Origin of the sequence: Buttiauxella sp. B2 (genome assembly GCF_006376615.1) — a bacterium.
Classification (GTDB): Bacteria; Pseudomonadota; Gammaproteobacteria; order Enterobacterales; family Enterobacteriaceae; genus Buttiauxella.
Map to the genome: position 1 here is coordinate 139,220 of NZ_VEXQ01000004.1, position 21,952 is coordinate 161,171.

The following is a 21,952-nucleotide window of genomic DNA, read 5'->3' on the forward strand; positions in this document are numbered from 1 at the left end:
GATAAACGTGGCGCTGGGATGACTATTTACCGTACAGATAATTTATTTATCAAACAGGTAATGGTTGACCAGATTTTCCAGCAACTCCTGATGTCCGCTTTGATGCTGCGGTGCCAGGTTATGTTGTTCAGCGTACTGCGCAACTTGAGCCAGCGACATTTGCCCTTTCAGAATTTGCTGGCCTACTTCACCATTCCAACCGGCATAACGTTTTGCGACGCGCTTATCCAGCTCACCGTCTTCAATCATGCGTGCAGCAATTTTCAGTGACAGCGCCATAACATCCATCGCACCAATATGACCATAGAACAGATCGTACTTATCGGTGCTCTGGCGACGAACTTTGGCATCAAAGTTCAGGCCACCAGTGGTGAATCCACCCGCTTTCAGGATTTCGTACATCACCAGTGAGTTTTCTTCAACGCTGTTTGGGAACTGGTCGGTATCCCAACCCAATTGCGGATCACCACGGTTGGCATCGACTGAGCCGAAGATACCCAGAGCAATCGCGCTGGCAATTTCATGATGGAACGAGTGGCCTGCAAGCGTTGCGTGGTTGGCTTCAATATTTACTTTGATCTCTTTTTCCAGACCAAACTGTTTCAGGAAGCCATAAACCGTGGCGACATCGTAATCGTACTGATGCTTGGTAGGTTCTTGCGGTTTTGGTTCAATAAGCAGCGTGCCACGGAAACCAATTTTGTGTTTGTGCTCAACTACCATCTGCAAGAAGCGGCCAATTTGCTCGCGTTCCTGACGCAGGTCTGTATTGAGCAGGGATTCATAACCTTCACGGCCACCCCACAACACGTAGTTTTCACCACCCAGTTTGTGAGTGGCATTCATCGCAGTGGCGACCTGAGTTGCCGCCCAGGAGAAAACTTCTGGATCTGGATTTGTCGCAGCACCCGCACCGTAGCGAGGATGGGTAAAGCAGTTGGCGGTACCCCACAGTAACTTAACACCACTTTCTTGCTGTTTTTGTGCCAGCACGTCAGTCATTTGCGCGAAGTTATTCAGATACTCTTTCAGCGATGACCCTTCTGGTGAAACATCCACATCGTGGAAGCAGTAGTACGGTACGTTGAGCTTCTGGAAGAATTCGAAGGCCACATCGGCTTTAAGTTTTGCCAGGCCTAATGCATCACCTGCTTGCTGCCATGGGCGTTCAAAAGAACCGGCACCGAACATATCTGCACCGTTCCAGCAGAAGTTATGCCAGTAACATGCCGCAAAACGCAGGTGTTCTTCCATACGTTTGCCCAGAACGATTTCGTCCGGGTTATAGTGGCGGAATGCCAGTGGATTGGTAGTTTTAGTGCCTTCAAAACGGACACGGTCAAGTTGGTCGAAATAGGCTTGCATAATTGACTCCATAATCAGGGGAACGGCAAGTAAGCGATTCTGCAACCATCCTGTATTTTCCTCGGCCATTGCTCAATTACGTTATTTCACACTGCGATTAAGAGAATGCTCAAATGTGCGCCGCCTCGCAAAAATGCTGAAATTAATAAAATAAAGATACCGAGCGTTATTCCAATAAATAACGCAACGAGTGAGATTGTTAATTTAAAATTCGATCGCCATCATAAATTAACAATTAAACAAAAAAACGTAATGGGAAGATAAAAATCTGTAATTGCTGGAATGCTATTCGCAGATAACAATTGCCCTTGGTCAACAGATGTTAATAATTTTTAATCCGATTAATCCCCACCCTACAGGTATAAAAATGAAGATTAAGAACCTCTTACTAACGTTGTGCGCCTCACTTGTCCTAACCAGCATCAGCGGTATCGCCAAAGAAGTAAAAATCGGCATGGCGATTGATGATTTGCGCCTCGAACGCTGGCAAAAAGATCGCGATATTTTTGTTAAAAAAGCAGAGTCATTGGGCGCGAAAGTGTTTGTGCAATCCGCCAACGGCAACGAAGAAACGCAAATGTCGCAAATCGAAAACATGATTAACCGCGGCGTCGATGTGTTAGTCATTATTCCTTACAACGGCCAGGTATTAAGCAATGTGATTGCAGAAGCGAAAAGAGAAGGGATAAAAGTATTAGCTTACGATCGCATGATTAATAATGCTGATATTGATTATTACATCTCTTTTGATAATGAAAAGGTGGGCGAGCTTCAGGCGCAAAGTATTGTTAATAAAGTACCTTCTGGTAATTATTTCTTAATGGGAGGTTCTCCTGTTGATAATAATGCCAAATTATTCCGCGAAGGGCAGATGAAGGTATTAAAACCTTATATTGATAGCGGGAAAATAAAAGTCGTCGGTGATCAATGGGCCGATGGTTGGTTACCTGAAAACGCTTTGAAAATTATGGAAAATGCGCTGACGGCTAACAATAACAAAATTGATGCTGTTGTAGCATCAAACGATGCGACGGCTGGAGGTGCTATTCAGGCATTAAGCGCGCAAGGTTTAGCGGGGAAAGTCGCGATTTCCGGGCAGGATGCGGATTTAGCCGGGGTGAAACGTATTATTGCTGGCACGCAAACCATGACGGTATACAAGCCAATCACCAAGCTTGCGAATACGGCTGCTGAAATAGCCGTGGAATTAGGTGAGGGTAAAAAACCTGCTTCGGATGCCGTATTAAATAATGGTATGAAAGATGTCCCTTCACGGCTGTTGACGCCAATCGAAGTAGATAAAACCAATATCGATAGCACCGTCGTGGCTGACGGTTTCCACAAAAAGAACGAGCTATAGCCCACTGCGCCCGTGCTTTGCCACGGGCGAAACCCACCCTTAACAGGTAAAGGAGGGGCTATGCCTTATTTACTGGAAATGAAAAATATCACCAAGGCCTTTGGCGTCGTGAAGGCCGTAGATAACGTCAGTCTGGCTGTTGATACCGGTGAAGTGATGTCACTTTGCGGGGAAAATGGTTCGGGCAAATCCACGCTGATGAAAGTGCTGTGCGGCATTTATCCTTACGGTAGTTACGAAGGTGAAATTTGGTTTGCCGGTGAAAAACTCCAGGCGAGCCATATCCGCGACACCGAACGCAAAGGCATTGCAATCATTCACCAGGAGCTAGCGTTAGTTAAGCATCTGACGGTGCTTGAGAATATTTTCCTTGGTGCTGAGTTATCCCAATATGGTGTATTGGATTACGACAGCATGACGCTCCGTTGCCAAAAGCTGCTGGCACAGGTGAGCTTAAATATTTCGCCAGATACCCGTGTCGGTTCACTGGGGCTTGGGCAGCAACAGCTTGTCGAAATTGCCAAGGCACTGAATAAACAGGTGCGCTTGCTGATTCTGGATGAACCCACAGCCTCGCTCACCGAGCAAGAAACGGCGGTACTGTTAGCGATTATTCGTGATCTGCAAGCCCATGGCATCGCCTGTATTTATATCTCCCACAAGCTCAATGAAGTTAAAGCCATTTCCAATACCATCTGTGTTATCCGCGACGGGCAGCCAATTGGCACCCGCGATGCCGAATTAATGCGTGAAGAAGACATTATCACCATGATGGTGGGGCGTGAGCTAACAGCGCTCTATCCCAATGAGCCACACCAGATGGGCGATGAAATTCTGCGTGTTGAGCATCTCACCGCCTGGCATCCGGTTAACCGGAATATCAAACGAGTGAACGATATTTCGTTTTCACTGCATAAAGGCGAAATTCTGGGGATTGCAGGGCTGGTTGGCGCAGGGAGAACTGAAGCGGTGCAGTGTTTGTTTGGCGTCTGGCCTGGGAAATCCGAAGGCCGTATTTTCATTGAAAACAAGCAGGTTGCTATCCGTAACTGCCAGCAAGCTATTGCTCATGGTATTGCGATGGTACCCGAAGATCGTAAAAAAGATGGCATCGTACCGGTAATGGCTGTGGGGCAAAATATTACGCTTGCCGCATTAAGCCAATTTTCAGGCGCGCTGACTCACCTTGATGACGCCGCCGAACAAAACTGCATCCTGCAATCACTTCAACGGCTGAAAGTAAAAACCTCGTCGCCAGAGCTGGCGATTGGCCGCTTGAGTGGCGGTAATCAGCAAAAAGCGATTCTTGCGCGTTGCTTGCTGCTCAATCCGCGCATCCTGATTCTGGATGAACCAACTCGCGGCATTGATATTGGCGCGAAGTATGAAATCTACAAACTTATCAATCAATTGGTTCAGCAAGGAATTGCAGTCATTGTCATCTCATCAGAATTGCCAGAAGTACTCGGTCTGAGCGACAGAGTGCTGGTGATGCATGAGGGGCGAATCAAAGCTGACCTGATTAACCACAACCTGACCCAGGAGCAAGTCATGGAAGCCGCACTGAGGAGTGAAAAGCATGTCGAAAAGCAATCAGTCTGAAATGAAACTAACGGCACCCACAGCTTCACCTTTTGCAGGCTTACGGGCGCTCAATTTGCAGGTTTTTGTCATGATTGCAGCCATTGTCGTGATCATGCTGTTTTTCACCTGGACGACTGAAGGCGCTTATCTTAGTGCCCGAAATGTGTCTAACCTGCTGCGCCAAACCGCGATTACCGGAATATTGGCAGTGGGCATGGTGTTCGTCATTATCTCAGCAGAAATTGATCTTTCAGTCGGCTCGATGATGGGTTTACTGGGCGGTGTAGCAGCAATTTTTGATGTTTGGTTAGGTTGGCCATTGCCACTCACGATTGCCGTAACGCTCGTCCTCGGGTTGCTGCTGGGCGCGTGGAATGGTTGGTGGGTGGCATACCGAAAAGTACCGTCGTTTATCGTCACACTTGCTGGAATGTTGGCGTTTCGCGGCGTGTTGATAGGTATTACCAACGGCACCACTGTTTCGCCAACCAGTGCCGCAATGTCGCAAATCGGACAAAGCTACCTGCCAGACGGTATCGGATTTGGGATTGGTACGTTAGGCCTTGTCATGTTTGTTGCGTGGCAATGGCGGATGCGCACTCGTCGCCAGGCGCTTGGGTTGGCAACGCCTGCATCTACAGGTGCAGTAGGGCGGCAGGCTATCACGGCAGTTATCGTGCTTGGCGCTATCTGGTTACTTAATGACTATCGTGGTGTGCCAACGCCGGTGCTGATCCTCACGTTATTACTGCTGGCGGGAATGTTTATGGCGACCCGCACCGCGTTTGGGCGGCGCATTTATGCGATTGGCGGCAATATCGAAGCAGCACGCCTTTCTGGTATTAATGTTGAGCGCACCAAACTGGCAGTATTTGCCATAAATGGCCTGATGGTTGCCATTGCAGGTTTGATTCTCAGCTCGCGTCTGGGAGCCGGTTCTCCGTCTGCCGGAAACATTGCCGAACTTGATGCAATTGCTGCATGTGTGATTGGTGGAACGAGCCTCGCTGGCGGCATTGGGAGTGTTGCTGGTGCGGTGATGGGCGCATTTATCATGGCCTCGCTGGATAACGGAATGAGCATGATGGACGTGCCCACGTTTTGGCAGTACATCGTAAAAGGGGCAATTTTATTACTGGCGGTATGGATGGATTCGGCAACGAAACGCAGAGCATAAGAATGTGCAAATGATCACAATGCCGGGGTTTGTTTTCCCGGCATTGCTACGGTTGTGATATTGCATTTAAGGTTTTGTTATCAGGAAACAAACATGTTTGAGAAACGTCATCGCATTACGTTGTTATTCAATGCCAATAAAGCCTACGACCGCCAGGTAGTGGAAGGGGTTGGCGAATATTTGCAGGCGTCTCAATCTGAGTGGGATATTTTTATTGAAGAAGATTTTCGTGCCCGCATCGACAACATCAAGGAGTGGTTGGGTGATGGTGTGATTGCCGATTTTGATGATGCAGAAATCCAGCGCCTGCTAGCGGGAGCAGACGTGCCGATTGTCGGTATCGGTGGCTCATATCACTTACCTGAGCATTATCCGCCAGTGCATTACATTGCGACTGATAACCACGCATTGGTGGAAAGCGCATTTTTGCATCTCAAGGAGAAAGGCGTTCAGCGTTTTGCCTTCTACGGGTTACCAAACTCAAGCGGCAAGCGCTGGGCTATGGAACGCGAATATGCTTTTAACCAACTCGTGGTGAAAGAAAAGTATCGTGGCGTGGTTTATCAGGGGATAGAGACAGCGCCAGAAAACTGGCAACACTCGCAAAACCGGCTGGCGGACTGGGTGCAAACATTGCCTCCACAAACCGGGATTATTGCTGTAACAGATGCCCGTGCACGGCATCTGCTGCAAGTTTGCGAACATCTGCATATTCCAGTGCCGGAAAAGCTCTGCGTGATTGGGATTGATAACGAAGAATTGACCCGATATCTGTCTCGGGTCGCACTTTCGTCGGTGGCGCAGGGGACCAGGCAGATGGGTTATCAGGCTGCCAAACTGTTGCACCGTTTAATGGACAATGAACCCCTGGCCTTACAGCGCGTTCTGGTTCCACCGGTGCGAGTGGTCGAAAGACGTTCAACAGATTATCGCTCTTTGCATGATCCCGCGGTCATTCAGGCGATGCACTACATACGCAACCATGCTTGTAAAGGCATTAAAGTTGAACAAGTGTTGGATGCGGTGGGGATTTCTCGCTCGAATCTTGAGAAGCGTTTTAAAGAGGAAGTCGGCGAAACAATTCATGCGATGATTCATGCCGAAAAGCTAGAAAAAGCGCGCAGCCTGCTGGTGTCTACGTCTTTGTCTATCAATGAAATATCGCAGATGTGCGGTTACCCTTCGCTACAATATTTCTATTCGGTGTTCAAAAAGGAGTATGACGCAACGCCGAAGGAACATCGTGAGAGGCACAGTGAAATACTGGTGTAACGACTGAATTTTTGATAAAAAAACGCCTTCTAATTGAAGGCGTGAATTATTACTTATTATTAACATTCTATTTTAATTAATTAGTTCGGTGCCATAAAACGCTGATTGGATTGGTACATCGCAAATAGGAAGTTGTTATAGCTACTTCCCCTCGTGGAATACCCTTTCAGCTTATGAATCATATTGCTGGCTGTCACTTCTTGATCCGCTTTACGCAATTGAGCGCGTGATTTACGGAAAGATTTATAGGCTGGATGCGTATTCAGATTTGTAACGTAAGCGTTAACGCCTTCATTAACTGAATCGTAATGCAAATAGCCTTTAACTTTGCCTGGTTCGCTGTTGCAATGCCGCTTGCTACACTTCATACCAAACAAGTTGTTATTACTACGTGCAAGTTTAGACGTACCCCAGCCACTTTCGGCTGCGGCCATCGTTGCCACCATATTGGTAGGAATGATGTCGACTTTTTCCATCAATTGGTTCCACGGCACGCGATTCGTATTACCATTCCACGCAATTTTATAGCGTTTAGTAATATCCTTCATACGCGTACGCTCTGACGGTGACCAGCGTTTCTCATATTGCTTAGAAACCAACCAGTTACGGTCTGCGGTGATCGCTGCATTTTGAGTAGTAATATATGGCATGACCGTCCGGAGAAACGCTTTTTTTCTAGGTGTTCCGGAAGGGTATTTTCGCAAATCAGGGAGCGATGCAATTTCACTATTGCGAGAATACTCTTTCTTACTACTTGCCAGTTTCTTACTTTGTGTCGTCGTGCTTTTTGTTGCTGTATTTTTTGTCGTAACTAAATGGGCTTTATGCGATTTTGGCTCATGTTTACTTGCTAATACCCCAGCTGAAAAACTGAAGGTCAGTAACATGAGTATCGCGGCCCCAAATCGTCGGATTGGGGTTGATATCATTGGATCTCCTGGTCGAATCGATATGTCTCTTATGCCTTAATTGTCAAAAGTAATCGAATGAAGTAAAGGCGAATACTATCAAAAATAACCTTCCAGAGCACCAAAAGAAATAATCCGATTCCTAAATGAAGTCACGTACGATCTTCTTATGACGATAAAAAATGTCGTAATATGCGATAGTTATCTCATATTTGAGCAAACTGATAACGCCATCACTCACCCTATTATCTCCTCCCCGTATAACCCGCTTTGGGATGAACTCCGCGATATAAAACAGTGGCACACTGTATAAAAGATAATCACGGGCTTAACCCTATGAAAACACTACCTCTGCTATTTCTTTTGTTCCCTGGTCTTGTGCAGGCAGCCTGGTCATTATCCGGCTTACCGGCGTTTAAAGAGCAAAATCCAGGTCTATTTGTGAGCCACGCAAAACTTGCGAAAGGTACGCTGCCGTTGACCCTAAAACTCGACCAGGCCTGTTGGCAACCCGCAGAATCCATCAAGCTCAATCAGGCACTTTCGCTGAAACCTTGTGAGGGAGAAGCTCCTGTCTGGCGCTTGTTTCGTGAAGGTGAATATCAGATACACATTGATACGCGCAGTGGCACCCCTACTCTTAGCCTAAGTGTGCACAGCGAGGCACAAGCAGCACCGGTTGATGTGACTCGGCAGTGCCCAAAATGGGATGGCAAACCACTTACGGTAGATGTCAGCAAAACCTTCCCTGAAGGTCGCGAGGTGCGCGATTTCTACAGCGGTGCGACGGCAACGGTAAAACAAGGCCAGATTACCCTGATGCCTGCGGCGAACAGCAACGGCCTGCTACTTCTGGAATCAGCCACGACTAAACAGGCAGCGCCGTTTAGCTGGCATAACGCCACTGTCTATTTTGTGCTGACTGACCGTTTTGAAAATGGCGACCCGAAAAACGATAACAGCTATGGCCGCCACAAAGATGGTATGCAGGAAATTGGGACATTCCACGGCGGCGACCTGGCCGGTTTAACCCACAAACTCGATTATCTTCAGCAACTGGGCGTGAATGCACTGTGGATTAGCTCGCCGTTGGAACAAATCCACGGTTGGGTTGGCGGTGGTACGAAAGGGGATTTCCCGCATTACGCTTACCACGGTTACTACACGATGGACTGGACAAAACTCGACGCCAATATGGGCACCGAGGATGAACTGCGCCAGCTTGTGGATGAAGCCCACAAACGCGGTATTCGCATTTTGTTCGACATTGTGATGAACCATACGGGTTATGCAACGCTTGCTGACATGCAGGAATATCAGTTTGGTGCGTTGTACCTCAAAGGCGATGAATTAACAAAAACGCTCGGTAAGCACTGGACTGATTGGAAGCCAGGTCCCGGCCAAAGCTGGCACACCTTCAATGATTACATTAACTTCAGTGACAGCGCTGCCTGGCAAAATTGGTGGGGGAAAAATTGGATCCGTACCGATATTGGCAACTACGACAGCCCTAGTTTTGATGATTTAACGATGTCGCTCGCCTTCCTGCCAGACTTAAAAACGGAGTCCACGCAACCTGCGGAGTTGCCGATTTTTTATCGTCATAAACCTGATACCCACGCCAAAGAGATTGCGGATTACACCGTAAGAGATTATCTGACTCACTGGCTCAGCCAGTGGGTTCGCGATTACGGTATTGACGGTTTCCGGGTGGACACGGCAAAACATGTCGAGAAAGCGGGTTGGCAACAGCTTAAAGAGCAGTCTGTTAGCGCGCTGGCCGAATGGAAAAAAGCTAACCCACAGAAGAAGTTAGATGACGCACCATTCTGGATGACTGGTGAATCCTGGGGTCACGGCGTGATGAAAAGTGACTACTACACCAGCGGCTTTGACGCGATGATCAATTTTGATTACCAGGAGCAGGCAGCAAAAGCGGTTAATTGCCTGGCTGATATGGATCTCACCTGGCAGCAAATGTCGACCAGGTTGCAGGATTTTAACGTTCTTAGCTATCTTTCCTCGCACGATACTCGCTTGTTCCGCGAAGGCGGCCAACGTGCAGCGGAGCTGTTATTACTCGCACCTGGTGCCGTACAGATTTTCTATGGCGATGAGACTGAGCGCCCGTTTGGCCCGACCGGTTCTGACCCGCTTCAGGGAACGCGTTCCGATATGAATTGGGGGCAAAACCTGGCAACTCTTTCGCACTGGCAGAAAATTAGCCAGTTCCGCGCCCGCCATCAGGCAATCGGCGCGGGTCAACAGAACACGCTGAACATGAAGCAAGGCTATGGTTTTAGCCGGGCATCAGGCGATGACAAAGTGATGGTGGTGTGGGCAGGTAATCAGTAGACCCTCACCCTGGCTCTTTCACCAGAGAGAGGGTTGAAATTTTCAACGACATGATGTGCTGCTTAACCGTAAATACACAGCATATTACCGAATAGAGGCTATCCTTAATGCGTTTGCACCACGTCTTCTCCGGCGTTATGGTTAGCCTCTTTTGATAGTCAAAGACAGATTTAGGTTATGACGTTTTCACTTTTCGGCGACAAATTTACCCGCCATGCAGGCATCACACGCCTGATGGAGGATCTTAACGACGGCCTACGCACACCTGGAGCAATCATGCTCGGTGGCGGTAATCCTGCACAAATTCCTGCGATGAACGACTACTTCCAGGAACTGCTGGCAGACATGCTGGCAAACGGGAAAATGACCGATGCCCTGTGCAATTACGATGGCCCGCAGGGGAAAAGTGAGTTACTCGATGCGCTTGCGGATATGCTGCGCACAGAATTAGGTTGGGATATTGCCCCGCAGAATATTGCACTGACAAATGGCAGTCAGAGTGCATTTTTCTACTTGTTTAACCTGTTCGCAGGCCGTTACGCGGATGGCAGCACTAAAAAAGTGTTATTCCCGCTAGCTCCAGAATACATCGGTTATGCGGATTCAGGCCTTGAAGAAGACTTGTTTGTCTCGACGCGCCCGAATATTGAGCTGCTGCCAGAAGGCCAGTTTAAGTACCACGTAGATTTTGAACATCTGCATATTGGCCCAGACACCGGGATGATTTGCGTATCGCGCCCAACCAACCCGACCGGCAACGTCATCACTGATGAGGAGCTGATAAAGCTTGATGCGCTGGCGCATCAGCACGGCATCCCACTGGTGATTGATAACGCATATGGCGTCCCGTTCCCCGGCATTATTTTCAGCGAAGCGCGCCCGCTGTGGAACCCGAACATCATTCTGTGCATGAGCTTGTCAAAACTGGGTTTGCCGGGTAGCCGCTGCGGCATCATCATCGCGAATGAAAAAATCATCTCTGCTATCAGCAATATGAACGGGATTATCAGCCTGGCACCTGGTGGCATTGGCCCGGCAATGGCCTGCGAGATGATTAAGCGTAACGACTTGCTGCGTTTGTCTGAAACGGTAATCAAACCGTTCTATTACCAGCGTGTTCAGGACACTATCGCGATCATTCGCCGCTATTTGTCGCCTGAACGTTGCCTAATCCACAAACCGGAAGGTGCGATTTTCCTCTGGCTTTGGTTTAAAGATTTGCCGATTTCGACCGAACTTCTCTACCAGCGCCTGAAAAAACGCGGTGTATTGATGGTGCCGGGTGACTACTTCTTCCCAGGTCTTGATAAACCCTGGCCGCACACGCATCAGTGCATGCGCATGAACTATGTGCCAGAGCCTGACAAAATCGAAGCGGGTGTGAAGATTCTTGCCGAAGAAATTGAACGCGCGTGGGCTGAAGCGAAGTAAAAAATTAAAAGCCTTCTCTGAAAGGAGAAGGCTTTATCCGCTTAGCGGATGACCAAAGAATCGTACCCTTTCCAGCGGTAGTTCAGCATCGACACAATCCAGCAAACAATAAACAGCCCGACGACGATAAAGCCCGCATTGCCGAGATTTTCATTCAACGCATCAACCCATTTCCACAAGCCGTTATGCAGGTCGAATTTATCAGCCAGCAACCCTAACGCCTCCATTCCGCCAATAAACAGCGCAACAACAACGGATGTGCCGGTGATGGTCATATTGTAATAGAGCTTGCGCTGTGGCTTGCTAAACGCCCAGCCGTACGCGCCGACCATAATCACGTTGTCGAGAGTATCAATCAGTGCCATGCCGCTGGCAAACAGTGCCGGAAACACCAGAATGGACCACATCGACATCCCGCTTGAAGCACTGGCGGCAGAAATGCCCAATACGCCAATTTCCGTTGCAGTATCAAAGCCCAGGCCGAATAAAAAACCGACCAGATACATGTGCCAGCTTTTGTTGATAAGTTTAAATGTGGAGCGGAAAAGCCAGCTCATCATACCGCCACCGTTAAAGTCTATCTCCTCGGCAGACAGCGACTCACCACGTTTTAGCTGACGGAAATTGCGCCACACGCCGTGTAAAATCACCAGGTTGACCAACGCCATTGCCAGCAAGAAACACGCCGAAACTGCGGTACCGATTACACCACCAACATCATGAAACCAGTCCATATCACTTTGGAATGCGGCCGCTGTCGCAGCGATTGCCACGGAAGCCAGCACCACAATGCTGGAGTGGCCGAGCGAGAACCAGGCTCCAATCCCGAACGGGCGGTTTCCCTGCTGCATCATTTTTCGTGTGACGTTATCAATTGCTGCAATGTGGTCGGCATCGACTGCGTGGCGCAGACCGTAGCACCAGGCCAGTAAGCTCGCTGCCATCAGCGCGGTGCTGTGGTGGAAAGAAACCAGCGCCCATGCCCAGGCGATAAGATTGGCTGCAACCAAAGCAGCAAGTAAAACTGCGGCACGTGGATTGCCACGAAGAACACGCAATAACATCATTTTATCCTTGTGAAGGAGTGGTGAGGCGGGCAGCAGCAACAAGGGCCTGACCCAATGCAAGAGCACCGTCACCCGCAGGTAACTGTGTCGGGAAGAGCAGATTGAAATCTGCGAGATGGTACGAAAACCGTTTTTGCATCAGCTGGTTATGAATAACTCCACCGCTGAATACGAGAGTCTTAATTGAATGCTGGTGCGCATGGGCTCGGGCTAAATCAGCAAAACCTTTTGCCAGCGCATCATGAAACACCCAGGCGCGTGCAGGAGCACAGTCATGCCAGCTCAACCACTGTTGCCAGAATGTCGCCATGTCGAATTTGCCCGCGATAACCGGCAGCGCGACCGGATGGCGGCATTCGCCGCTTTGTGACGCAAGGGCTTCTAACCGACAAGCCGCTTCCCCTTCATAACTTTGTTGCAGTGGCGCGCAGTTCAGCGCGGCGGCGGCTGCATCAAATAAACGGCCCGCAGAGGAGGCAACCGGTGCGTTAATTCCACGCTCAATTGCCGTCGCCAGCAGCGGCCAGTTTTGTGCACGTATCACCGCTGTTTCAGGGTGTTGTTGCCATTGCGGAACAAAAGCCTGGCAATGGGCAAGCAAGTTACGCCACGGCTGGCGAGCCGCGAGATCACCGCCCGGTAATGCGACTGCCGGTAAACCGCCGAGATGTTCACTGTGACGATAATTAACCCGCAGGCACTCACCGCCCCACAATTGGTCGTTCTCGCCATAACCGATGCCATCGAGAGTTATTGCAATCACATCACCACCATCGAGTGGCCAACCGTGTTCAGCAAGACACGCAGCGGCGTGAGCGTGATGATGCAAAACTTCGCTCACGGGCAAATTCATTTCACGCCCAAGGCGGGCGCTGTGGTAACCGGGGTGCGCATCTAGCGCAATATGCTGCGGTGTAAAATCATAGGCTTCGCACATCAATGTGCGTGCCTTTTGCCATTGTTGTTCCACACCGTCCTCAGACAAATCACCAAGATGCTGGCTGAGTACAGCCTGGTTGTCGCGTAACAAACAGAAGGTGTTTTTAAGGTCAGCACCCACAGCCAGAATGGGTGGCAGCGTCTCAAACCCTGGCGGCAGCGGTAGGGCATCGGGCACAAATCCTCTGGCGCGGCGCAGCACTTCACCGCTGCTGCGGATTACTGAATCATCCATGCGCTGAACAATGTCGCGGTTATGTAGCAGCCAACCGTCTGCGATATCGGCGAGTTCTTCGAGCGCTTGTTGATTGGTGATAGCAGGAGGTTTGCCATTTGAATTGCCGGAGGTCATCACCAGCGGCCCACCAAAATCCTGCATCAAAAGGTGTTGGAGCGGGTTGGCGGGCAACATCACACCGACTTCGCTCAAGTGAGGAGCGATAAGCGTACTTAATCCGCGTAAAGCCGACTTCGCCATTAGGACAATCGGTGCCACTGGGGTAGTAAGTTGTGCGACGACGTTCGCAGGCAATCCGAGCGGGTTCGGCAGCATTACGGCGAGCGGTTTTGCCGGGCGATGCTTACGGTGGCGCAAACGGGAGACAGCGGTATCATTACGGGCATCGACAGCCAGATGGAATCCGCCCAGCCCTTTTATTGCCACGATCTTTCCGGCTTTTAATGCCGTAACGGCAGCCTGTAGAGCTTCTTCACGTTCTAAAGAAAACTCACCACATTGCCAGGATATTTGCGGTCCGCAATCGGGGCAGGCAACCGGCTGGGCATGGAAACGCCTTTCCATCGGGTTGCGATACTCTGTTTCACATGCCGGGCAAAGTGGAAATGCGGCCATCACCGTATTAGGGCGGTCATACGGCATTGCATGAATAATCGTGAAACGGGGGCCGCAATGGGTGCAATTGATAAACGGATAACGATAACGACGATCGTTGGCATCATTAAGTTCACGCAGACAATCTGGGCACGTTGCCGCATCGGGGGCGATTTGTGTGTCCATAGTGCTGCTGTCACTGTGATGAATAGTGAAATCTTGCGGCAATGTTTCCCACTGCATGGTGGCTTGCTCAACGCTATCAATACGCGCCAGTGGCGGGCAATAGGCGTGAAGCTGGGTGATAAACGCATCGGCAGTTGAAGTCAGGCGCACTAACACACCCGCACCGTCATTACAGACATCGCCGGTCAGTTGGAGTTGTTGTGCCAGTTGCCAGACGAAAGGCCGAAAGCCCACGCCCTGTACTTTGCCGCGAATGCGAAGCATCACGCCGTTAAGATTCACAATCAGTACCAAATTTTAAGAAACTAGTAGGGTGGATAAGCGAAGCGCCATCCACCATTTTTTTAAACCTCTACAGCCTGACGCAACCTTGCCTTCATATCGCTATACGTTGTCTGTGCGTAGTTTTCCGCCCAGGCCTGGTCAGCAATATTGCTGACGTTAACCGCGCAATACTTGGTTTCCGGTGTTTTGGAAATCGGGTCAAGGTTGTCCTGAGTCAGCTCGTTACAAGCTCCAATCCACCATTGATAGGTCATGTATACCGAACCCAGATTGATGCGCTCATTCACTTCGGCACGGCTGATAACTTTGCCGCGGCGTGAGCTGACCCACACCAGTTGTTTGTCTTTGATACCAAGCTGCTGCGCATCTGCCGGGTGCATCTGCACAAATCCTGGTTCGTCAGCCAGAGTTTGCAGTGCGGCACAATTTCCTGTCATTGAACGGCAGGAGTAGTGGCCGACCTCACGCACGGTACACAGCACCAGCGGATATTCAGCATCCGGGGTTTCCGCCGGTGCGCGCCACTGCGCTGCAAACAACTGGCCTTTACCGGTTGGAGTATCGAACTTACTGCCTTTATACAGATACGGTGTACCAGGGTGATCCAGCGTCGGACATGGCCATTGCACGTGGCCCATATCACCCATTTTCTCGTACGTTACGCCGTAGAACAGCGGGCAGAGTTCACGCATCTCGTCCCAGATTTGCTGGTTGTTGTCGTAGTGCATTGGGTAGCCCATCTCGGTGGCGAGCAGGCTGATAATTTCCCAGTCACGTTTGACGTTGTATTTCGGCTCGATGGCCTTTTCAAAACGCTGGAAGCCACGGTCTGCACAGGTAAATACACCACCGTGCTCACCCCAGGACGTTGCTGGCAAAATGACATCCGCCACTTCGGCGGTTTTGGTCATGAAGATGTCTTGCACCACCACAAAATCAAGCGCTTCAAAACCTTTGCGCACCAGGCCAAGGTCGGCTTCGGTCTGCAACGGATCTTCACCCATGATGTAGTAGGCTTTCATCTCGCCTTCGATAGCCATATGTGGCACTTCGGTGATACGCACGCCGACTTTATCGTCCATATCATCAACGTTGATGCCCCAGGCTTTGGCGAATTTGGCACGCACTTCCGGGTCATCCACATCCTGATAGCCAGGGAACTGGTTTGGCAGCACGCCCATGTCGCATGCGCCCTGCACGTTGTTTTGTCCGCGAACCGGACCAACGCCTACGTTTTCACGGCCCAGATTGCCAGTCAGTAGAGCAAGGCTTGAAAGCCCTTTTACCACGTCAACAGCCTGGCCAAATTGCGTCACACCCATACCCCACATGATGGTAGCCGAAGGTGCCGCTGCAAAAGTACGCATTGCCTTGCGCACTTGTTGTGCCGGAACCCCCGTCAGATGCTCGACGTCTTCTGGCGCGTAGCCTTTAACAACTTCGCGGTAAGCGTCCAACCCTTCGGTGAATTTCGCAACGTACTCTGTATCGTAAAGATTCTCTTCGAGCAGCACGTAGCCAAAGGCATTAACCAGCGCCATATTGCAGCCGTTTTTCAGTTGCAAATGCTGATCGGCAATACGCGCGGTTTCGATGCGTCGGGGATCGCAAACAATGATTTTCGCACCATTTTCTTTCGCTTTAATCACACGACGCGCAACGATAGGGTGCGAATCGGCACAGTTATAACCAAACACCAGCAGGCATTTTGAATTTTCGATATCGCCGATGGAGTTACTCATCGCGCCGTTACCTAGCGTCACCTGCAAACCGGCAACGGACGGCCCGTGGCAAACACGCGCACAGCAGTCAACGTTGTTGGTATGCAGCACGCCACGCGCAAATTTTTGCATCACATAGTTGGTTTCGTTACCCGTACCGCGTGACGAACCCGTCGTCATAATGGAACGCGGGCCATATTGCTCTTTAATCGCTTTCAGGCGTTTCGCGGTATAGCTGATGGCTTCTTCCCAGCTAACTGGCTGGAGTTTGTCGCCTTTTTCGTAACGAATCATTGGCTGCGTCAGACGCGGTGTGAGCAGCTTAGTGTCGTTGAGAAAATCCCAGCCGTAATAGCCTTTCAGGCAGAGTTCATTTTGGTTCGTCACGCCATCAGCCGCTTCGGCACGGATAATTTTGTTCTTCTCAACAACCAGTTTCAGTTTGCAACCCGCACCGCAGTACGGGCAAACGCTGGTAATTTTTTTCATCGGTAACAGACCTGTTAAAAGTGAAAATTCAATCCCCTTCATTCTTGAAGCTGCATCTGTGTTGGCTGCAGTCACCAACCCGAATCACTTACTTGAGTAAGCTCGTCGGGATTGGCTCATTTGCCGCCTTGATGCAACTCCAATTATTTGGGGATGCATTAGAAAATCAGAGATGAAGTGGAGTCAAACGCAGCACGGCGGCGTTTCTCGGCACTCATTTGTTCAAGCATGTTGCGGTCAACGCAGATAATGGCGTTGGTTGGGCAAGATTCTATGCACGCCGGGCCTTCTGCGCGGGTGTGGCAAAGGTCGCACTTGTTCGCTTCGGCTTTTTCTGCCATCACATTAAGACCTGCGCCGCTATTGCGCACAACCGGACGAACAACGACTTCCATCGCGCCATATGGGCAGGCAACCACGCAGGTTTTGCAGCCGATGCAACGTTCTTGCATCACATTCACAAAGCCATGCTCGCGGCTAATCGCACCGTTCGGGCAGACGTTGGCACAAGGTGCGTCTTCGCACTGGCGGCACATCGTCGCGGTAGAAACGTTCACGCCTTTAACCACATGAATACGTGGAAGGAAGGTTTGCGGTGTTAATGCCGCACAATCCTGCGCTTCCTGGTGGGAGACGACACAGGCCACTTCGCAAGTGCGACAGCCAATACATTTGCTCGAATCAGCAATGATGAAGCGGTTCATCATAAACTCCTGTTTTTATAAGTCGGCGATAGACATACATAAAGTGTGCCAACTTTGAAGCTAGCGTGATTCAAGGCGTTGTGTATTGATCAAGGGCGGGATGACACTGACTTCGACACATTTGACGATGTCATTTGGGCAGATGACAGTGGGGAATTTATCGTCGGGTGTCGCTGGCGCTAACCCGACCTACAAACCTGTAGGGGGGATTAGCGACAGCGACATCCACCAAAAATTATTCGTACTCCGGCGCTTCGAGCTCCGCAAAACCACCTTTCCCTTCCCAGCCAGCAAGGCGTTGATACACCGTCTCAACGGCGGCTTTTATCGCGTCAGTCATTGGATAATAAAACCCGACGATATCCGGTTGGATGCCGAGAAAAATGACTTCACCAACATCTTCTTTAATCTGATCAATCAGATAATTAAGCGGCATATTATGTGTCGTCATCATGAACATTTCGGCGATGTCGTCCGGATCAATAATGCGGATTTCACCCGGAGCCAGGCCCATATCGGTGGCATCGACCAACAGCAAACGTTCTGGACGCAGTTCGCGAATCGCTACCACATCATTTTCAGGTGCGGTGCCGCCGTCGATAACCACCCAGTCACCTTGTGGGGCGGCCAGGCATTTTTCGGCAAGCATTGGGCCTGCGCCGTCATCGCCCATCATGGGGTTGCCGACGCAAAGTAATACACTACGACCTTCATTCTTCGATCCGCAGCCGCGTTGGCTGCCTTCGCTCGCCCCGGTCGCATAGTTATCTATGCTCCCGGGGACTTCCTCAGTTGCTGCCTTGCTGCAACTCGAATTATTTTGGTCGAGGTCGTAACGTCTCCGAACCATCAAATAAATGGCGGGTTCTTGTTGAATGGCTTGCAGCATGTCGAGCAATTCCTGGCTCCACTGTTGTTGCTGTTCAGTTTGTGTTGGTTTTGCGGCATCAAACGCTTTAGCCAATAAGACGACATGGCTTTGGTCGATAACGATTTCGCCATAACGTGGCACACCTTCCATTTTGCGCCGCGCTTCGCTGCCCTCTTCGAGCGTAGCAATCCACGCTCGATAAGACTCAAACGAACAAACCAAATTCTCTTTCAGGCAGTCGATAACGCCGAGATGGTGGCCGATTGCCAGGCTGTAATAAACCACCTGTTGCGCATCACTCGGAGTGTTGTCGTTTTCATCAACAAACTTACGGCTAAGCTGGCAAAACACCACCGACTCGCTCATTACACGCGCTCCTGCATCACTACGGCTTCAAGGTGAGAGACTATCTCGGTCAGACGCGGATCGTTCTCGTGAGCCAGCCATTGCTGAACGCTGTCTCCTCCGGTGGCGAGATTGTTCATGTAGCTGTCGGCAATCTGGCGGCCATAGCGATAACCGGCCAGACGACGCGCTTCGCGATCAATACGCACACGCAATGGTTGAACCATATCCGGATGCAGAATATGCGCAGGTTGAGCGTCAATCTCACCAGGTTCGCGGGCATGGATTTTCTGTTCCAGTAGGCCAAGTGCCATGGCAAAACCGTACAGCGTAGCCGCAGGTGTTGGTGGGCAACCCGGAATATACACATCCACCGGTACGATTTTGTCAGTGCCACCCCAGACGCAATACAGATCGTGGAAGATACCGCCGCTGTTACCGCACGCGCCGTAGGAGATGCAGATTTTAGGATCGGGTGCTGATTCCCAGGCACGTAGCGCAGGCGAGCGCATTGCACGAGTCACCGCACCGGTAAATAATAAAATATCTGCATGGCGTGGTGATGGAACCACTTTAATTCCGAAGCGTTCTGCATCGAAAAGTGGTGAAAGGGTAGCGAAAATTTCAATTTCGCAACCGTTGCAGCCACCGCAGTCCACGCGATAAACATACGCAGAACGTTTAATTTTCTTGAGTAGCGACGCTTTCATACTGGCGATGGATTCATCCACCGTCATCGGCACTGGCATGCCGTTGTGGTCGCGTGGGCCGAGTAAGTTGCTCATGAGCGTACCTCACTTATCTGGCGGCTAAGGTCGATTTGGTCGGAAGCTACCAGGCTTTGCTGGCGTTTACATTCCGGGCAAGTTTCAAACGAGGTGCGATGAGATTCGGCCAGTTTGTCGCCGTTGTGCTCAAGCAAGGCAATGGCGTAATCAATCTCTTTCTGTACAGCAAAAGGCTTGCTGCACTGGCGGCAATTGCACAAATCAAAACGTGCCTGTTGCAGGAAATCCGCCTTGTTCCACACGGCCAACTCATATTCCTGAGAAAGCTTGATGGCGGCGGTTGGGCAGACTTCTTCACAGCGCGCGCAGAAAATGCAGCGCCCCAGATTGAAGGTCCAGGCCAGTTGCCCCGCGACCAGATCAGTTTCCACCGATAGCGCGTTCGACGGGCAAGCGTTCACGCAGGCTGCACAACCGATGCATTGCTGCGGATTGTGTTCCGGTTTGCCACGGAAATTAGGATCCACAGCAATCGGTTGTAGCGGGTACGACTCAGTGGCCACGCCGCCTTTAATGGCTTTTTTGATGAAATTAAACATGATGACTCCGGCTTATTTCAGCGGCGAATTCGTGCGTTCAATGCTGTAGCGCTCCAACTCTTTGTAAGGCACCACTTTCGTTTTGCGCTTGCGTACATCAACCACCGTCATGCGGTCGGTACAGGAGTAGCAAGGATCAAGGCTGCCGATGATCAATGGCGCATCAGAAACGGTGTTGCCACGCAGCATGTAGCGCAGTGTCGGCCAGTTGGCGTAGGTCGCCGCACGGCAGCGCCAGCGGTACAATTTCTGGTTGTCGCCGGTCATTGACCAGTGAATATCATCGCCACGCGGTGCTTCAGAGAAACCGAGCGCAAAACGATTTGGAATGTAGGTGAAACCGTCGACCGCAAGCGGGCCACCAGGCAAGTTATCCAGGCCGAAGTCAATCATGTTCAGCGCGGTATAAACTTCGTTGATACGCACTTTCAGGCGTGACAGCACATCACAGCCTGTTTCGCTGTGAACTTCCATTGGCAACAAACCGTAACCGACAAACGGGTGATCGGTACGGGTGTCGCGGGCGTGACCGCTGGCGCGAACCATTGGGCCGACGTTACTGAAATCGCGGGCGATTTGCGGGTCGAGACGACCAATACCAACGGTACGCTGCTCGATGTTTGGCGTGCTCATCAGAATATCGACCAGGTCTTTCACTTCGCGGCGCATTTGCTGTGCAAGCTGGCGAGTCTGGATCATGTCGTCTTTCAGCAGATCGCGACGAATCCCGCCGATCAAATTCAAGCCGTAAGTCTTACGCGCGCCGGTGAGAATTTCCGCCATTTTCATGGACATCTCACGCACGCGGAAGAACTGCATAAAACCGGAGTCAAAGCCCACAAAGTGGCAGGCCAGGCCGAGGTTCAGCAGATGGCTGTGCAGACGTTCAACTTCCAACAAAATCGCGCGGATCATCTGGGCGCGTTCAGGCACCACGATGCCCATCGCGTTCTCAACCGACGTGGTATACGCGGTGCTGTGGGCGAAGCCACAGATGCCGCAAACGCGGTCAGACAAGAAGGTGACTTCGTTGTAACCCATGCGAGTTTCAGCCAGTTTTTCCATGCCACGGTGGACGTAGAACAGGCGGTAGTCGGCATCAATAATGTTTTCGCCATCCACGAACAGGCGGAAGTGGCCTGGTTCATCACTGGTAACGTGCAGCGGGCCAATCGGCACCACGTTGTTCTTCTTGCTGCCCAGTTCGTTGATGAACTCGTAAGTTTCCTGATCGCTGGTGGGGGCCGGGCGCTGGCGATAATCCATGCTGTCTTTACGCAGCGGATACAGGTCATCAGGCCAATCATCGGGGAGTACTAAACGGCGTTCATCTGGCAGACCGACAGGTTGCAGGCCGTACATGTCCCGCACTTCACGCTCACCCCAAACGGCGGCAGGCACGCGTGGTGTGACGGACGGGAATTCTGGTTTATCAGCATCGACTTCAACGCGTACGGTAATCCAGCATTTCACGCCGCTTTCCATGGAAAGCACGTAATAAACGGCGTAGTTGCCGCACAGTTGGCGCTCATCGTTACCGAACAATACGGATAACCAGCCACCTTGCTGGTAGTAAAGCCACTCCACCACTTCTGGCAGCATATTGAGCTTCACGTTGACGGTGATTTGGTCTTTGGTCTGCCAGGCTTCGTCGATAACGGCATGAGGAAATTGCTTATGCAGTGCGGCGATATAATGTTGACCAATCTTTTCTTCAGACATAGATAAATTCTC

Annotated in this window: 15 protein-coding genes and 2 pseudogenes; 6 read left to right on the plus strand and 11 right to left on the minus strand. The window is 50.7% G+C overall.

Annotated elements, in window-relative coordinates:
* Positions 1–42: 42 nt before the first annotated feature.
* Positions 43–1,365 carry a xylose isomerase gene (xylA, locus tag FH968_RS07240; RefSeq protein WP_139878469.1) on the minus strand — a complete coding sequence of 441 codons (1,323 nt, stop codon included), beginning with the start codon at positions 1,363–1,365 and terminating at the stop codon, positions 43–45.
* Between the two features lie 367 nt (positions 1,366–1,732).
* On the opposite strand from xylA, the gene xylF reads away from it, so the two are divergent.
* The 4 genes from xylF to xylR all read left to right on the plus strand — a co-directional run bounded on the left by xylF (position 1,733) and on the right by xylR (position 6,758).
* Positions 1,733–2,725 carry a D-xylose ABC transporter substrate-binding protein gene (gene xylF, locus FH968_RS07245; RefSeq protein ID WP_139878582.1) on the plus strand — a complete coding sequence of 331 codons (993 nt, stop codon included), beginning with the start codon at positions 1,733–1,735 and terminating at the stop codon, positions 2,723–2,725.
* 60 nt (positions 2,726–2,785) lie between these two features.
* Positions 2,786–4,327 (plus strand): xylose ABC transporter ATP-binding protein, encoded by a 1,542-nt coding sequence (locus tag FH968_RS07250; protein WP_139878470.1) that lies wholly within the window; start codon positions 2,786–2,788, stop codon positions 4,325–4,327.
* Positions 4,305–5,486, plus strand: coding sequence for a xylose ABC transporter permease XylH (gene xylH / locus FH968_RS07255; protein ID WP_139878471.1), 1,182 nt, complete (start codon positions 4,305–4,307; stop codon positions 5,484–5,486). Before FH968_RS07250 ends, xylH begins: the two co-directional genes overlap by 23 nt.
* A 93-nt stretch (positions 5,487–5,579) precedes the next feature.
* Complete coding sequence (gene xylR / locus FH968_RS07260; protein ID WP_139878472.1) at positions 5,580–6,758, plus strand: D-xylose utilization transcriptional activator XylR; 1,179 nt, start codon at positions 5,580–5,582, stop codon at positions 6,756–6,758.
* 80 nt (positions 6,759–6,838) lie between these two features.
* Here xylR and FH968_RS07265 read toward each other — a convergent pair whose 3' ends face one another.
* Positions 6,839–7,687, minus strand: coding sequence for a protein bax (locus tag FH968_RS07265; protein ID WP_139878473.1), 849 nt, complete (start codon positions 7,685–7,687; stop codon positions 6,839–6,841).
* Between the two features lie 315 nt (positions 7,688–8,002).
* Here FH968_RS07265 and FH968_RS07270 point away from each other — a divergent pair, with 315 nt between their 5' ends.
* Both FH968_RS07270 and avtA read left to right on the plus strand, forming a co-directional pair.
* Positions 8,003–10,021, plus strand: a complete 2,019-nt coding sequence (locus FH968_RS07270) for an alpha-amylase (protein ID WP_139878474.1) — start codon at positions 8,003–8,005, stop codon at positions 10,019–10,021.
* 177 nt (positions 10,022–10,198) lie between these two features.
* Complete coding sequence (gene avtA / locus FH968_RS07275; protein WP_139878475.1) at positions 10,199–11,452, plus strand: valine--pyruvate transaminase; 1,254 nt, start codon at positions 10,199–10,201, stop codon at positions 11,450–11,452.
* A 41-nt stretch (positions 11,453–11,493) separates the two neighbouring features.
* Here the strand turns inward: avtA and FH968_RS07280 are convergent, their stop codons facing one another.
* From FH968_RS07280 to FH968_RS07315, 9 genes and pseudogenes are all read right to left on the minus strand, one after another.
* Positions 11,494–12,516 carry a HoxN/HupN/NixA family nickel/cobalt transporter gene (locus tag FH968_RS07280; protein ID WP_139878583.1) on the minus strand — a complete coding sequence of 341 codons (1,023 nt, stop codon included), beginning with the start codon at positions 12,514–12,516 and terminating at the stop codon, positions 11,494–11,496.
* 4 nt (positions 12,517–12,520) lie between these two features.
* Entirely contained in the window at positions 12,521–14,740 is a 2,220-nt protein-coding gene (gene hypF / locus FH968_RS07285; RefSeq protein ID WP_139878584.1) for a carbamoyltransferase HypF, read from the minus strand.
* Between the two features lie 80 nt (positions 14,741–14,820).
* Positions 14,821–16,971: a formate dehydrogenase subunit alpha gene (gene fdhF, locus FH968_RS07290; RefSeq protein WP_139878476.1), complete on the minus strand. Its 2,151-nt coding sequence runs from the start codon at positions 16,969–16,971 to the stop codon at positions 14,821–14,823.
* A 158-nt stretch (positions 16,972–17,129) separates the two neighbouring features.
* Positions 17,130–17,675: an electron transport protein HydN gene (gene hydN, locus FH968_RS07295; RefSeq protein WP_139878585.1), complete on the minus strand. Its 546-nt coding sequence runs from the start codon at positions 17,673–17,675 to the stop codon at positions 17,130–17,132.
* Between the two features lie 235 nt (positions 17,676–17,910).
* A pseudogene (hycI, locus tag FH968_RS23840) lies at positions 17,911–18,375 on the minus strand (hydrogenase maturation peptidase HycI); the annotation flags it as partial.
* Between the two features lie 147 nt (positions 18,376–18,522).
* Positions 18,523–18,912: pseudogene (locus FH968_RS23845) on the minus strand (formate hydrogenlyase maturation HycH family protein); the annotation flags it as partial.
* Positions 18,912–19,676 carry an NADH-quinone oxidoreductase subunit B family protein gene (locus tag FH968_RS07305; protein WP_139878478.1) on the minus strand — a complete coding sequence of 255 codons (765 nt, stop codon included), beginning with the start codon at positions 19,674–19,676 and terminating at the stop codon, positions 18,912–18,914. The gene FH968_RS07305 and the pseudogene FH968_RS23845, both read right to left, overlap by 1 nt.
* Positions 19,673–20,218 (minus strand): formate hydrogenlyase complex iron-sulfur subunit, encoded by a 546-nt coding sequence (locus tag FH968_RS07310; RefSeq protein WP_139878479.1) that lies wholly within the window; start codon positions 20,216–20,218, stop codon positions 19,673–19,675. Before FH968_RS07310 ends, FH968_RS07305 begins: the two co-directional genes overlap by 4 nt.
* Before the next feature lie 12 nt (positions 20,219–20,230).
* A complete protein-coding gene (locus FH968_RS07315) occupies positions 20,231–21,940 on the minus strand; it encodes an NADH-quinone oxidoreductase subunit C (protein ID WP_139878480.1) in 1,710 nt (569 codons plus the stop codon).
* Between the last annotated feature and the right edge of the window lie 12 nt (positions 21,941–21,952).